Source organism: Pantoea phytobeneficialis (assembly GCF_009728735.1).
Taxonomy (GTDB): Bacteria; Pseudomonadota; Gammaproteobacteria; order Enterobacterales; family Enterobacteriaceae; genus Pantoea; species Pantoea phytobeneficialis.
Genome location: NZ_CP024636.1, coordinates 4282622 through 4297787 on the forward strand (window position 1 = coordinate 4282622; position 15166 = coordinate 4297787).

Below are 15166 nucleotides of genomic sequence, written 5' to 3' on the forward strand. Positions count from 1 at the left end.
AATCCATCCTGGTGCAGTCATCGACTCACGACAGGGCGCATCACAGCACGATTTTATCCGCTGTAATAAAGTTGGCACAGAATTCGCTTTAGTATTCTCAAGCGAAAACGACAGTTGCACAACGGTTGAAGAGCTTGCCGAGATCTTTGGTTAGGAGATGTCAGAACCCATGACACATTCCAGGCAACGAAGTTCTCTCACCACGACGACAATGACAATTTCCAGGAGAGTTGAGTATGTCCGCTGAACACGTTCTCTCGATGATGAACGAGCACGAAGTTAAGTTTGTTGACCTGCGTTTTACCGATACCAAAGGTAAAGAACAGCACGTTACTATCCCTGCTCACCAGGTTAACGCTGACTTCTTCGAAGAAGGCAAAATGTTCGATGGCTCCTCCATCGGTGGCTGGAAAGGCATTAACGAATCAGACATGGTACTGATGCCGGACGCAACCACTGCCGTTCTGGACCCGTTCTTCGAAGATCCGACGCTGATCATCCGTTGTGACATCCTTGAGCCAGGCACCATGCAGGGCTACGATCGCGACCCGCGTTCTATCGCCAAGCGCGCAGAAGACTTCCTGCGTTCTTCTGGTATCGCTGATACCGTTCTGTTCGGACCTGAGCCGGAATTCTTCCTGTTCGATGACATCCGTTTCGGTTCTTCAACTTCTGGTTCACACGTTGCTATCGACGATATCGAAGCAGCATGGAACACCGGTAAAGAATACGAAGGTGGCAACAAAGGTCACCGTCCGGCCATCAAAGGTGGTTACTTCCCGGTTCCGCCGGTTGACTCAGCTCAGGACATCCGTTCTGCTATGTGTCTGACCATGGAGCAGATGGGTCTGGTGGTTGAAGCTCATCACCACGAAGTGGCAACTGCTGGTCAGAACGAAGTGGCAACCCGCTTCAACACCATGACCAAAAAAGCTGACGAAATTCAGATCTACAAATACGTTGTTCACAACGTTGCTCACGCTTACGGCAAAACTGCAACCTTCATGCCGAAGCCGATGTTCGGTGACAACGGTTCAGGTATGCACTGCCACATGTCTCTGTCTAAAGGCGGCGTGAACCTGTTCTCTGGCGACAAATACGGCGGCCTGTCTGAAACTGCTCTGTTCTACATCGGCGGTATCATCAAGCACGCTAAAGCCATCAACGCCCTGGCTAACCCGACCACCAACTCTTACAAGCGTCTGGTCCCAGGCTACGAAGCTCCGGTAATGCTGGCTTACTCTGCCCGTAACCGTTCTGCTTCAATCCGTATCCCGGTTGTTGCCAGCCCGAAAGCACGTCGTATTGAAGCGCGCTTCCCGGACCCGGCTGCTAACCCGTACCTGGCATTCACCGCGCTGCTGATGGCTGGCCTCGACGGCATCATCAACAAGATCCACCCGGGCGATGCGATGGACAAAAACCTGTATGACCTGCCGCCGGAAGAAGAAGCTGAGATTCCAAAAGTGGCTGGTTCACTGGAAGAAGCGCTGAACTGCCTGAACGAAGACCGCGAGTTCCTGACCCGTGGTGGCGTGTTCACCGACGACGCTATCGACGCGTACATCGAACTGCGTAAGTCTGAAAACGACCGCGTTCGCATGACTCCGCACCCGGTAGAGTTCGAGCTGTACTACAGCGTGTAATTAATTAAATATTCCGCGGATTTCGTGTTGCAGCAAGGCGGCAACCGAATGAATCCCGGGGAGCTGAGATAGCTCAGTGCCCCGAGTGAGTGAGAGCAGCCAACGCGGCTGCGGCACGAAAGACGCTGAAGATTTTTTGTTGCCGTGGAAACTTTCAGCCCATCTTCGGATGGGCTTTTTTCTCCACGAATTCATCGTTCAAATTACGGTTTTTACAACCAAAGGCTATAATGCACTAAATTAGTGCAGAGGAACGCTGTATGGCAACTGGCACGCTGCCCGATGCGGGGCAGATTCTCAACTCCCTGATAAACAGTATTTTGCTGGTTGATAATGAATTAGTTATTCATTACGCCAATCCGGCGGCACAGCAATTACTGGCGCAGAGTTCACGGAAATTATTTGGCACGCCGTTACCTGAATTAACCGGCTATTTTTCGCTGAATATTGAGGTTATGCGCGAGAGTCTTGAGGCCGGCCAGGGCTTTACAGACAGCGAAGTGACCTTAGTGGTGGATGGCCGCGCGCATATTATGTCGCTCACGGCGCAACGTCTGCCCGATGGCTTAATTTTGCTGGAAATGGCGCCGATGGATAATCAACGCCGCCTCAGTCAGGAACAAATTCAGCATGCTCAGCAGGTCGCCGCCCGCGATTTAGTACGTGGTCTGGCACATGAAATTAAAAACCCGCTGGGGGGGTTGCGTGGTGCCGCGCAATTACTATCTCGCGCCCTACCCGACCCTTCGCTGAATGAATATACCAAGGTCATTATTGAGCAAGCCGATCGACTGAGAAATCTGGTAGATCGTTTGCTTGGCCCTCAGCAGCCTGGTTTGCATGTCACTCAGAGCATTCATCAGGTGGCTGAACGCGTGGTCAATCTGGTGTCGATGGAGTTGCCGGATAACGTTTCGCTGGTGCGTGATTACGACCCCAGCCTGCCGGAGTTGCCACACGACCCGGATCAAATCGAACAAGTTCTGCTGAATGTAGTACGCAACGCACTTCAGGCGTTGGGTGAAGAAGGCGGCACAATTATTATCCGCACCCGCACCGCGTTCCAGTTAACGCTGCATGGTGTGCGATATCGCCTGGTGGCACGCATTGATATTGAAGATGACGGCCCAGGCATTCCGGCTCAACTGCAGGATACGCTGTTCTATCCGATGGTGAGTGGGCGCGAAGGCGGCACCGGTTTAGGTCTGTCGATTGCCCGCAGTCTGATCGATCAGCATTCAGGAAAAATAGAATTTAACAGTTGGCCTGGTCACACCGAATTCTCGGTTTACCTGCCTATTCGCCAGTGAGGTTTCTATGCAACGAGGGATAGTCTGGATCGTCGATGACGATAGCTCCATCCGCTGGGTGCTTGAACGTGCGCTCACTGGAGCCGGTTTGAGCTGTGCAACGTTTGACAGCGGCAACGAGGTGCTGGAAGCGCTCTCGACCAAAACCCCAGATGTTTTACTGTCAGATATTCGTATGCCAGGCATGGACGGATTGGCATTGCTGAAACAAATCAAACAGCGCCATCCGATGCTGCCGGTCATCATTATGACGGCGCACTCCGATCTTGATGCCGCCGTCAGTGCTTATCAGCAGGGTGCTTTTGATTACCTGCCAAAGCCATTTGATATTGATGAAGCGGTCGCGTTGGTAGAACGCGCCATCAGCCACTATCAGGAGCAGCAGCAGCCGCGCAATCAACCGGTAAGCGGCCCGACGACCGATATTATCGGTGAAGCACCAGCGATGCAGGATGTGTTTCGCATTATTGGCCGTCTGTCGCGTTCTTCTATCAGCGTGCTGATTAACGGTGAATCCGGGACCGGTAAAGAACTGGTGGCGCATGCCCTGCATCGCCATAGCCCGCGCGCTAAAGCACCCTTTATCGCGCTGAACATGGCGGCGATTCCCAAAGATTTGATTGAGTCTGAGCTGTTTGGTCATGAGAAAGGTGCATTTACCGGTGCCAATCAGATTCGTCAGGGACGTTTTGAGCAAGCTGATGGCGGTACGCTGTTCCTTGATGAGATCGGCGATATGCCGCTCGACGTGCAAACCCGCCTGCTGCGCGTGCTGGCCGATGGTCAGTTCTACCGTGTTGGCGGTTATGCGCCAGTTAAAGTGGATGTGCGTATCATCGCCGCAACCCACCAAAACCTGGAAATGCGCGTACAGGAAGGCAAATTCCGTGAAGACTTATTCCATCGTCTGAACGTAATTCGTGTTCATCTGCCACCGCTGCGTGAACGTCGTGAAGATATTCCGCGCCTGGCCCGCTACTTCCTGCAAGTTGCTGCACGCGAACTGGGTGTAGAAGCGAAAATTTTGCACCCGGAAACCGAAGCGGCGCTGACGCGTTTGCATTGGTCCGGTAACGTGCGCCAGCTGGAAAATACCTGTCGCTGGCTGACCGTGATGGCTGCGGGCCAGGAAGTACTGATTCAGGATCTGCCCGCAGAACTGTTTGAATCCAGTACGCCGGAAAGTCCGGTGCAGTCGCTGCCGGATAGCTGGGCCACCTTACTGGCACAATGGGCGGATCGTGCACTGCGTTCCGGTCATCAAAACCTGCTATCTGAGGCACAGCCGGAGATGGAGCGCACCCTGCTCACAACCGCTTTGCGTCATACGCAGGGACATAAACAGGAAGCGGCGCGTTTGCTTGGCTGGGGACGTAATACCCTGACACGTAAACTGAAAGAGCTGGGCATGGAGTAAGTGTAAAAAGCGGGCTTATTGCACGATTTTTATGCTCACCCCATCTGTACAGACCGGTGCCGTTCAGTATCATACGGGCGGCAATCGGGAGAAGAGAACATGTTCCAGTCAGTCATCCAGGTGATCACGCATAATATCGCGGCGATCGGCAACGCGGCCAGCCATTCACCGCAAACGGCCATTGCTGCTGTGATGTGCGCCATTACCGTGAGTCTGTTCAGTTAATACAAAGGGAGCCCTGGCTCCCTTTGTCGTTTTAAATCACCCGCGAAAACTGCTGCTGGCGCGCTTTCTGCCGCAGATACGCATCAAAGCACATGCAGATATTACGGATCAGCAGGCGGCCCACGCCAGTGATGCGCAATCCCCTTTCATGCTGTTCCACTAAACCATCCGCCACCAGCGGCGCCAATAGTTGCAAGTCCTCAGCAAAATAGCGCCTGAAGGCGATCGGCCACTGCGCCTCAATAGCCGCGTAATCCAGTGCGAAGTTACAAATCAGCGCCTTAATAACATCACGACGCAGGCAATCATCGTCACTAAGGGTCAGGCCGCGCCATAGCGCGTTACCTTGCTCCTCCACGCTGGCGTACCAGGTTTTTAACTCTTTATGGTTCTGCGCGTAACTGTCGCCGATCATACTTATTGCCGACACCCCCAACCCCAGCAGGTCCGTCTCACCCTGCGTGGTATATCCCTGAAAATTACGGTGCAATTTGCCAGCACGCTGCGCCACCGCCAGTTCGTCGTCCGGCCGGGCGAAGTGATCCATACCAATGAACTGATAGCCTTCACCGGTTAACGTGGCAATGGTCTGCTGCAAAATTTCCAGCTTTTGCGTAGCACTGGGTAGCTCATCATCTTTGATCTTGCGTTGGGCGGCGAATAACGCGGGCAGATGCGCGTAATTAAATACGCTGAGACGATCAGGGTTGAGGTCGATAACGCGTTGCAAGGTAAATGCAAAGCTCTCTGGCGTTTGCAGGGGCAATCCGTAGATAAGATCGATACTGACCGAGCGAAAACCCTGATCACGCGCACGTTGCACCAGCGCAAAGATCATTGCCTCATCCTGCACGCGATTGACCTTCTCCTGCACCGCTTTATTGAAATCCTGTACGCCCATGCTAAGGCGGTTGAAACCCAGCGCGCCCAGATGATCGATCATCTCCAGCTCAATTTCGCGCGGATCAACCTCGATCGACATTTCGATATCATCCGCAAGGAGAAAATGGCTGCGCAACAGGCCCACCAGCCGACTAACCTGCTGCTGATTGAGGAACGTGGGCGTTCCACCACCCCAGTGCAGCTGGGTAACACGGCGGCCCGCAAATAGCGGCGCACGCTGACGAATTTCCTGCTCCAGCACATCAAGGTAACGGTCTGCTTTGTGCAACTGACGCGTGACGATTTTATTGCAACCACAGAAGTAGCACAGCCGATGGCAAAACGGGATATGCACATAAAGTGAGAGAGGACGTTCGGGATAGCGAGCCACCGCTTGCTGAAAATCGGCTTCGCCAAAATTCTCACTGAATTCCAGCGCAGTAGGATAGGAGGTGTAGCGTGGACCGGCGTAATTATACTTTTCGATTAGCCGCTGATCCCATTCAATCTGCTGCGATGACATGCTCACTCCTTACGGTGACGTCGTCTGAAGGCGGGTCGCGAAGCAGAAGAGTGAACAGGGTGACGAGCAGAAACCCGGCGTAAACGCGACTTCAGGCGCGACAGACGGCGTAGTTTAAACAATAAGCTGATGAGATAACATGCCAGCAGCAGCGCTAAAATTGATCCAGGCCAAAACATCGGTCAATACCTGTTTAGCGTGGCATGCGCACATACGCATGCCGATCAAAAATGCCCTTATTTGCCTTTCAGCAGGCGCATCATGTCTTCTTCTGCCTGCTCATCATCGTCAGCGTCATCATCCAGCGCGATGCCGAGCGTTTCCATCAGCTCATCGATACGGTCCAGCGTTTCATCCAGCCAGGCCTGCTCTTCACCGCTCAGCGTTTCACCGCTTTCCAGACGATCCAGCAATGTATCCAGACGCTCATCATTCTCCAGCTTTGCCAGCTCTTCCTGCGGCGTGAGGCGAACTTTTTCCGCTTTTGCTTTAGGAGCCGGTTTTTTCACGACTGAAGTTTGTCCTTCCGCCACCAGGGCAATCGGTTTTTTGCTGCCCAGACGCGGATCCTGGGCAGTTTTGCCCTGACCTTTTCCTGTGGCCTGTTTTTCCGGATTCGCCCGGCTACCCGCAGCATGGCCACGGTGCTTTTTGTCGCGTTTACGGTCGCGCGCTTCAAGATTCAAATCTTCACGCGATTTACGTTTCGCTTTCGCGGCCGGTTTGCCGCGGGGGGATTGTGCAGGTTGCTTCATGGTGTTGGGCCTCGGCAATTTTTAATCAGTATATACCCGTCATATTACGGACTGGTGAGGTGAGTGCGCTTTTCGCCTTACCGCAGCCCGAATGATTTAAGGTATAGAATTGCGGCGAAATCTAGCAGAAAGCAGACAAAGAAAAAAGGCGACAGCCAATGCTGTCGCCTTATTTCGCACCTTCATACGAAGGAAACACGAGATAAATCCATTAATGGCTCACAACGTCCCGGTTTTTCCCTCGCCAAATCGCTCCTGCGAATTTCCCTGTCCTTGTCCGATTCGTTCCTGAATCGAGTCCTGCCTGCTCTTCGTCCCCCCTGACGCTCCTGAGCACATCATCTGATGAGTGCGGCCTTGCACTGACTCCAAATGTAGACCAATAGGTAAAATGAACAAGTAAGACGCTTCTCTTATTTATAGTGAAAATGCCACGAATTTTATTAATTCATTGAAATTAAAATATAAATATTCATAGCCTAGTAACGAGAAACGTTAATGACTGGCAGCACTTATCGCATATCTCTTACAAAATGGCGCGCAAAGACGCCATCGGGCACTTTTGCGCCATAACAGGTATACTCTGCGCAATTGCGTGAATCATTTTGCTGGAGTTTTACTTTGTCTGCTTTGAACTATCACATCACCCATTTCGTTCTCAGTGCCCCGGATATTCGTCACTTGCCTTCAGATACAGGCATTGAAGTTGCCTTTGCCGGTCGCTCGAATGCAGGCAAATCCAGTGCGCTGAATACCCTGACCAACCAAAAAAGCCTGGCGCGTACCAGTAAAACGCCGGGTCGTACCCAACTGATCAACCTGTTTGAGGTGGTGGAAGGCAAACGTCTGGTGGATTTACCCGGTTATGGTTACGCCGAAGTCCCCGAGGAGATGAAGCGCAAATGGCAACGCGCGCTGGGGGAATATCTACAAAAACGTCAGGCGTTGAAGGGGTTGGTGGTGCTGATGGATATTCGTCATCCACTGAAAGATCTCGACCAACAGATGATTGAATGGGCGGTGCAGAGTCAGATCCCGGTTTTAGTGTTGCTGACCAAAGCTGACAAGCTGGCTTCTGGCGCACGTAAAGCACAACTGAATATGGTACGCGAAGCGTCGCTGGCTTTTCAGGGGGATGTGCAGGTCGAAATGTTTTCGTCCCTGAAGAAGCTGGGTGTCGATAAACTGCGTCAAAAACTGGATAACTGGTTCAGTGAACTGGAACCGGCACAGGAAGATGACAGCCCGCCCTCTGCATAACGCGTCTCTGCGGGTGTAATGACCCGCATTTTCAGATAAACGCCCAATAAAAAACGCCCCAGTCATAAATGACTGGGGCGGCTAATATTCAGCCAAATCCGATTACGTGAAGTAAAAGGTCTGAAAGATAGAACATCTTACCTCTGTACCCTACGCGAGAAACTTTACCTGATTTTTCCTGACCCACAAAGGATTTTTTGTTGTTTAGTTTCAGGAATCGACATCTTTTTTACCAGGTTCGTCACAAAAACGCGCATCCGATGTAGTTTAATTACCAAAAAAATGCTTAGACGTTAAGCAGTTACAAAACGCGCATTTTACAGACCGCTTTACCGGCTTGCTGAACCGATTAAGTAAACTTTTTTCTTATGACATTGTCATAAGCGGCTTTTCACCGCTTATGAGGTGTGACTTAGTGTGCCTGGTCCCAGTTTTCGCCGGTACCGACCTCAACCTGCAACGGAACGTCCAACTTCATGCTGCTCTCCATCAATTGACGGATCTTGTCGCTGGCGCTGTCCACCGCGTCCTGATGAATCTCAAACACCAATTCATCGTGCACCTGCATGATCATTTTGACGTTGTCGTCATTTTGTTGCAGTAACCAACCATCCACCGCAATCATCGCACGCTTGATAATATCCGCCGCCGTTCCCTGCATCGGGGCGTTGATCGCCGCACGCTCTGCTGCTTTACGGCGAATCGCGTTGCTGGAGGTGATGTCCGGCAGCCACAAGCGACGACCATCCAGGGTCTCAACATAGCCTTTCTCCGCCGCCAGCTCCCGTGTCTCTTCCATGTAACGCAATACGCCCGGATAGCGTTCAAAGTAGAGATCCATATACTTTTTCGCTTCACCGGCACCGATATTCAGCTGGCGCGACAAGCCAAATGCACTCATCCCGTAGATCAAACCAAAGTTGATCGCTTTCGCGCTACGGCGCTGTTCACCAGAAACCTTACTCAGCGCCACTCCAAACACTTCTGCTGCGGTAGCACGGTGAATGTCCTCCCCTTGCGCAAAAGCGTCCAGCAGCCCCTTATCCTGCGACAGATGCGCCATAATACGCAGCTCAATCTGTGAGTAGTCCGCCGCGACAATGCGCTTATCCGGTCCGGCAATAAACGCCTGGCGAATACGCCGTCCTTCATCGTTGCGTACCGGGATATTTTGCAGGTTGGGATCGGTGGATGACAAACGACCGGTTGCCGTAACCGCCTGGTGGTATGAAGTGTGCACTCGACCGGTGACCGGGTTGATCATCAGCGGCAATTTATCGGTATAAGTTGATTTCAACTTCGACAAACCACGATGTTCCAGTATCACCTTCGGCAACGGATAATCGAGCGCCAACTCCGCCAACACTTCTTCACTGGTTGATGGCGCGCCACCCGGGGTTTTCTTCGTCGGTTTGATCCCCTGCTTTTCAAACAGAATGGTTTGCAACTGTTTGGTTGAAGAGAGGTTGAACGGCTCACCCGCCAGCTCGTGCGCTTGCTGCTCCAGCTCAGCCAGACGTGTTGTTAGCTCCTGGGAATGTTTTGCCAGGATGTTCTGATCAATTAACACGCCATTGCGTTCTACACGGGAGATCACCTTCAGCAGCGGTATCTCGATCTCTGTGAAGACTTTTTTCGGACCCGCTTCTTTCTCCAGCTCCGGCCACATTTTCAGATGCAACTGCAAGGTGACATCCGCATCTTCTGCGGCGTAATGCCCTGCCTGCTCGATGGCAATCTGGTTAAAGGTCAGTTGATTTTTACCTTTCCCGGCAATCTCTTCAAAGGTGACGGTTTTATGATTCAGCCAGCGCGCTGCGAGGCTGTCCATATCGTGCTTCCCACCCACGCTGTTCAGACAATATGACTCCAGCATGGTGTCGTATTTAATACCGTTCAGCTCGATGTCATAGTTCTTCAGAACGCCGCGATCGTATTTGAGATTTTGCCCGACTTTGGCGGCGTTGCTGTCTTCCAGCAAAGGTTTCAGTTGAGCCAGTACTTCAGCTCTGTCCAGCTGATCAGGAGCATCAAGATAATCATGGGCCACCGGCAGATAGGCAGCTTCACCTGGAGCCACAGCGAAGGCGATACCCACAATGTTGGCACTCAGGGTATCCAGCGAATCGGTTTCCAGATCGAAAGCAAACAGCTCGCTTGTTTTCAGCTTGTCTAACCAACTCGCAAAGGTATCTTGATCCAGAATGGTGACATAACCATCAGATGACAACACGCTCGCCGTTTCGGCTTCGGCCACAGGCTGATCCGGCAGTGCTTGCGGTGTCTGCGCGTTACCCTTTTTGCCCTGCAACCATTTTCCTTCTTGCAGATCGACCAGCCAGCGCTTGAATTCATACCGGCTGAATAGCGTCTGTAGTACGGCGACATCCGGATCATTCACCGTCAGCTGCTCACAGCCGAGTTCCAGTTCTACGTCGGTTTTAATGGTTGCCAGCTGATAAGAAAGGAATGCCACGTCACGATTCTGTTCCAGTTTCGCCGCCATCGTTTTGGCACCACGAAATGACAGGTCGGCCACTTTTTCCAGGTTGTCATAGATAGACTGCATGCCACCCAGCCCTTGCAGCAGAGCCTGCGCAGTCTTTTCACCCACGCCGGGTACGCCAGGAATGTTGTCCGAGCTGTCACCCATCATGGCGAGGAAATCGATAATCAGTGAGGGTGGCACACCATATTTCTGCTCAACCTCTTCTGGCCCGAGCACCGTATTGGTCATGGTGTTGATCAGCGTGATGCCAGGCGTGACCAATTGGGCCATATCCTTATCACCGGTACTGATCAGTACCGCTAGTCCCTGCTTTTCTGCTTCAAGTGCCAGCGTGCCGATGACGTCGTCCGCCTCCACACCGGTTACCGCCAGCAGTGGCAAGCCCATTGCTTTAACCATTTCATGGAGCGGTTCGATCTGCGCACGCAGGTCGTCAGGCATAGGGGGGCGGTGTGACTTGTAGTGCTCGAACAACTCATCGCGGAATGTTTTTCCTTTCGCATCGAAGACCACAGCAACATGGCTGGGTTGGTACTGCATCAACAGGCTTTTCAACATGTTGAGAACACCATACATGGCGCCAGTTGGCTCGCCTGCGCTGTTGGTCAGGGGCGGAAAGGCATGATATGCACGGTAGAGATAGGAGGATCCGTCTACCAGAATCAGGGGATTTTCTGCAATGTGCGCCATAAGTTTGATTTTTCTTCGTTGCGATTAAGAGATGTATAAGGATGCCATAACCGGAGACGAATGTTGAATTAGCACCAGAAGATGTGATGCTTTTTCCTCATTACGCGGGGTGGATCGCAGGGATCTTATTGTGGATAACTTTGTGCGTAAATTTCATAACGTATTGTTATTTCCTTTGAACACAAGTAAATAGCCAGTAAAAACTGATGTTTTTCATATGGTTATTAAGTTTCTGTGATAGCAAGCATCTTTTTGAAAAGATGATCGTCCATGTGGATATTAACCACAAGGTTTGCAGCAGGAAGGTAAATAAAAGGCTGAGGGATAATTGAAAAACGCCGACATAGCCGGCGTTTTAACTGCTTAAATTAATTCTTCTCGACGAGGAATTTAACTACGTTGGCGTAATCTGCCACGAAATTGTCCATCGAACTGGTATCAAGGCCACCGTTGTTAACCATGTATTTGCCATTGATAAACATCGCCGGTACGCCCTGGAGATTTACATCGGAAGCGGCTTTCTGCTGTTGCGCAACCAGCGCTTTAACCGCAAAGCTGTTCCACGCTGCATCGTAATCTTCAGAGGTAATCCCCGCAGCCTTAATAAAGGTATCTTTCAGGCTAGCCGCATCAGTGACCGTCTGAGTTTTCTGGATACCATCAAAGATTGGAGCCGTGACTTTATCCTCTACACCCAGCGCCATTGCCACTGCCCACGCGTGCGTCACTACCGGGCCAAAATCACCACCCAGGAAATCAACGTGATATTTAGTTACTTTGGTGTTGGCAGGCAGATTCTTTTTCACGGCATCGCTGACATGATAAACGCGTTCGAATTGATAGCAATGCGGACAGAAGAAAGAGAAAAACTCCATTACCTGCGGTTCACCGGCGATGGGTTTCGGCAGCGTGACATACTGTTTGCCATCGGTAAATTGTGCCGCGGAGGCGCTAAATGCCAGCATTAAACCTACCAGCGCGAACCAAATCTTTTTCATCGTGAAAAATTCTCCTGACTGCTTCATTAAAATTGCGGGCTAAGCTGCAACGGCGGTTCGTGTAACAGCTTTTCCTGCTCGGTAAAAAGTGTAATTTGCCGACGCCAAAAATCTTCATCGGTCATCCACGGAAAAGCACGCGGAAAAGCAGGGTCCTGCCAGCGACGCACGACCCAGGCTAAATAATAAACCATGCGCATCGCGCGTAAAGGCTCAATCAGTGACAATTCATGTATATCAAAGTCACTGAATTCATTGTAAGCCTCCAGTAAAATATCCCACTGGATAAGTTGTTCCTGCCGATCGCCATTCACCAGCATCCACAGATCCTGTACCGCCGGTCCGGTACGTGCATCATCAAGATCGACAAACATGGGGCCATCACGCCATAGAATATTGCCGGGATGGCAGTCACCATGTAGTCGCAATGGCTGCCAGCGCGTGTGCCATATCTGATGCAGCGTGTGACTCAATCTGTCTATCGCCGCCATCAGTTGTGCTTTGAGCGCATCCGGCACCAGCATGCTCTGCTCGAGCTGTTGGCGCGGCTGTAAAATATATTCATCCAGTCCGATGGTTGGACGTTGCTGAAAGTCTTTTTGGCGACCAGTTTGATGAATCCGCCCCAGAAAGCGACCGACCCACTCCATCTGTTCTTCATTATCGGTTTCGTACTGCCGCCCACCCAGACTGGGAAATACCGCGAACATAAAACCGGCATGGTTGTTCAGCGTATTTCCCTGTAACGTCAGAGGTGCGGCAACCGGCACTTCATCATTCAGTAAATCGTGCGCAAACTGGTGTTCTTCCAGGATTTGGCCAGCGCTCCAGCGCTGCGGGCGATAAAACTTCACCACATAGCGACGTTTCTCATCATCACTGAATTGATAAACGCGGTTTTCATAGCTGTTGAGGGCGGTTAAGCCAGATTCTACGCGCAGACCCGTGTCCCAAAGTGCATCGAGGATCACATCTGGGTTCAACGTCTGGAAATTAAAGGTGGCTTCGCTCATCATTTCGCCTGTGTGTTACCTTTGCTTTAATGCGCAAGGATAGCACTACTCATCGTCCTTAATCACACCGCGTGCGCGTAATAGCGCGGTTTTAAAGTCCACTTCATAATCCTTTTTCAGACCGGGAATCTCAGCATCACTGCCTGCATCACGCATTTTGAGATGGTAAATCAATATGTCATCGGTTAATTCACTTAATGGGCCACTGAAACCTGATTCCTGCGCCAGTTTTTGTAAAAATGCCAACAGGTTAAGATCAGACTCCTTCTGCCACGCGGGTTGCAGAAGTTCGAGCAGTTCGTTGAGACGGTGATATTTCATCATTTTTTCCTTTATGCAGGTGTGAGGCTGCCAGCCTGTAAGTATCGTCCACTATTGATAAGGAGACGAAGATGACAGCATTAACCGGCGTGATTCTGGCAGGTGGCCAGGGGCGCCGTATGGGCGGTGAGGATAAAGGATTGTTGCTGTTGCAAGGTGAACCCCTTTATCAACACGTTCTGCGCCGTTTTCGGCCACAGGTCAATATTGTGTTGATAAGCGCCAACCGCAACATTGATCGTTATCAGTTAAGCGGTTGTCAGGTTGTCAGCGACTCGTTGCCGGATTACCCCGGCCCTCTGGCGGGAATGCTGAGCGGTTTGCGTCACAGCCCGTCTGAGTGGGTGGCATTCTGTGCCTGCGATACCCCGTGGATCCCTGATGATTTCGTCGCGCGCTTATGGCAAAGCAAAGCCGATGCCCCGGCGGTGTGGGTGAAATCATCCTTACGCGATCATCCGGCACTGGCTTTAGTTAATCGCTCTTTAGCCGATGCACTCGAAGCCTGGCTGTTGAGTGGGGAACGTCGTCTGATGCAGTTTTTACGGGAAAGTGGCGGCCATGCGGTGACCTTTCCTGATCCTGAATCGGCATTCCGTAATATCAACACGCCAGACGACTTACGGGATGAGGAAATACCATCATGACGATACCTTTGCTGGCGATTGCTGCCTGGAGCGGAACGGGTAAAACCACCTTGTTGGAAAAAGTGATCCCATTGCTGAAAGCACAAGGGATCCGCCCGGGACTGATTAAGCACACGCATCATAATATGGACGTTGATACGCCGGGAAAAGACAGTTTTCTGCTGCGAAAAGCGGGGGCGGATCAGGTGATCGTTGCCAGTAATCAGCGCTGGGCATTGATGTGCGAGACTCCAGATAAGCCCTTAACTCTGCATCAGATGGCGGCACGAATGGACAGTTCTTCGTTGGATTTGGTACTGGTTGAAGGATTCAAAGACGAACCGGTTGCTAAGATCGTGTTGTGGCGCACAGGTGTGAAGGGGAATATTACCGACTTACTCGATGATTACGTGATTGCGGTGGCGAGTGATGTGGAAGTGGCGTTGCCAGTGGCCGCTCTGGATATTAATCAGCCACAGCAGGTTGCCAATTTCATTGCTGAATGGTGTTTTTCACAGAAAAATCCGTGATTTTTTTCTGATACGTATCATATTCGTCGCGATGCGATTTATCGCGCGCATTTCAGCGCAGCTTCACGTAAAACCTGCGCGATAAATCGCGCCGCTACGGGGATATTGACTGGTTTCCAGACGTAAAAAAGCCCTGAACTTTCGTTCAGGGCTTCTTCACTTAATTGATGCCTGGCAGTTCCCTACTCTCGCATGGGGAGACCCCACACTACCATCGGCGCTACGGCGTTTCACTTCTGAGTTCGGCATGGGGTCAGGTGGGACCACCGCGCTACAGCCGCCAGGCAAATTCTGTTTATCCGNACCGCCCTCGCAGGCCATACGAATCAATCCGTTCGAACAATGCTGAAAATTCTCGCGTCTCTCAACTCAAAACGCCTCTGGCGTTGTAAGGTTAAGCCTCACGGGTCATTAGTACCGGTTAGCTCAATGCATCGCTGCACTTACACATCCGGCCTATC

14 protein-coding genes and 1 rRNA gene are annotated in these 15166 nt (G+C 51.6%); 7 read left to right on the top strand and 8 right to left on the bottom strand.

The window, feature by feature from the left end; all coding sequences use genetic code 11:
* The first annotated feature begins 236 nt into the window (after positions 1-236).
* The 4 genes from glnA (at position 237) to CTZ24_RS19975 (ending at position 4598) form a co-directional block, all read left to right on the top strand.
* Positions 237-1646, top strand: a complete 1410-nt coding sequence (gene glnA / locus CTZ24_RS19960) for a glutamate--ammonia ligase (protein ID WP_013511064.1) — start codon at positions 237-239, stop codon at positions 1644-1646.
* 260 nt (positions 1647-1906) lie between these two features.
* The gene (gene glnL / locus CTZ24_RS19965; protein ID WP_013511065.1) at positions 1907-2956 is read left to right on the top strand and encodes a nitrogen regulation protein NR(II); all 1050 of its coding nucleotides are present in this window, start codon (positions 1907-1909) and stop codon (positions 2954-2956) included.
* A gap of 7 nt (positions 2957-2963) precedes the next feature.
* Positions 2964-4373, top strand: coding sequence for a nitrogen regulation protein NR(I) (glnG, locus tag CTZ24_RS19970; RefSeq protein ID WP_013511066.1), 1410 nt, complete (start codon positions 2964-2966; stop codon positions 4371-4373).
* A 99-nt stretch (positions 4374-4472) separates the two neighbouring features.
* The gene (locus CTZ24_RS19975) at positions 4473-4598 is read left to right on the top strand and encodes a YshB family small membrane protein (RefSeq protein WP_021186435.1); all 126 of its coding nucleotides are present in this window, start codon (positions 4473-4475) and stop codon (positions 4596-4598) included.
* Positions 4599-4629: 31 nt separating this feature from the next.
* Here CTZ24_RS19975 and hemN read toward each other — a convergent pair whose 3' ends face one another.
* On the bottom strand, positions 4630-6003 hold the full coding sequence (hemN, locus tag CTZ24_RS19980) for an oxygen-independent coproporphyrinogen III oxidase (protein ID WP_208724440.1): 1374 nt from the start codon (positions 6001-6003) through the stop codon (positions 4630-4632).
* Between the two features lie 236 nt (positions 6004-6239).
* Positions 6240-6758 carry a Der GTPase-activating protein YihI gene (gene yihI, locus CTZ24_RS19985; RefSeq protein WP_208724441.1) on the bottom strand — a complete coding sequence of 173 codons (519 nt, stop codon included), beginning with the start codon at positions 6756-6758 and terminating at the stop codon, positions 6240-6242.
* Positions 6759-7379: 621 nt separating this feature from the next.
* Between yihI and yihA the strand changes: the two genes are divergently transcribed.
* On the top strand, positions 7380-8018 hold the full coding sequence (gene yihA / locus CTZ24_RS19990) for a ribosome biogenesis GTP-binding protein YihA/YsxC (RefSeq protein WP_208724442.1): 639 nt from the start codon (positions 7380-7382) through the stop codon (positions 8016-8018).
* A gap of 88 nt (positions 8019-8106) precedes the next feature.
* Here the strand turns inward: yihA and spfP are convergent, their stop codons facing one another.
* The 5 genes from spfP to CTZ24_RS20010 form a co-directional block, all read right to left on the bottom strand.
* Positions 8107-8154, bottom strand: coding sequence for a small protein SpfP (gene spfP / locus CTZ24_RS26995; RefSeq protein ID WP_071892919.1), 48 nt, complete (start codon positions 8152-8154; stop codon positions 8107-8109).
* Between the two features lie 276 nt (positions 8155-8430).
* On the bottom strand, positions 8431-11217 hold the full coding sequence (polA, locus tag CTZ24_RS19995; RefSeq protein WP_208724443.1) for a DNA polymerase I: 2787 nt from the start codon (positions 11215-11217) through the stop codon (positions 8431-8433).
* A gap of 368 nt (positions 11218-11585) precedes the next feature.
* On the bottom strand, positions 11586-12215 hold the full coding sequence (gene dsbA, locus CTZ24_RS20000; RefSeq protein WP_021186430.1) for a thiol:disulfide interchange protein DsbA: 630 nt from the start codon (positions 12213-12215) through the stop codon (positions 11586-11588).
* Positions 12216-12241: 26 nt separating this feature from the next.
* Positions 12242-13228, bottom strand: coding sequence for a serine/threonine protein kinase (locus CTZ24_RS20005; protein ID WP_021186429.1), 987 nt, complete (start codon positions 13226-13228; stop codon positions 12242-12244).
* Positions 13229-13273: 45 nt separating this feature from the next.
* On the bottom strand, positions 13274-13549 hold the full coding sequence (locus CTZ24_RS20010; RefSeq protein WP_021186428.1) for a YihD family protein: 276 nt from the start codon (positions 13547-13549) through the stop codon (positions 13274-13276).
* A 71-nt stretch (positions 13550-13620) separates the two neighbouring features.
* On the opposite strand from CTZ24_RS20010, the gene mobA reads away from it, so the two are divergent.
* Complete coding sequence (mobA, locus tag CTZ24_RS20015) at positions 13621-14196, top strand: molybdenum cofactor guanylyltransferase MobA (protein WP_021186427.1); 576 nt, start codon at positions 13621-13623, stop codon at positions 14194-14196.
* Complete coding sequence (gene mobB / locus CTZ24_RS20020; protein ID WP_208724444.1) at positions 14193-14705, top strand: molybdopterin-guanine dinucleotide biosynthesis protein MobB; 513 nt, start codon at positions 14193-14195, stop codon at positions 14703-14705. The genes mobA and mobB overlap by 4 nt, the downstream gene beginning before the upstream one ends.
* Before the next feature lie 169 nt (positions 14706-14874).
* Here mobB and rrf read toward each other — a convergent pair.
* A 5S ribosomal RNA gene (rrf, locus tag CTZ24_RS20025) occupies positions 14875-14990 on the bottom strand.
* Positions 14991-15166 lie beyond the last annotated feature (176 nt).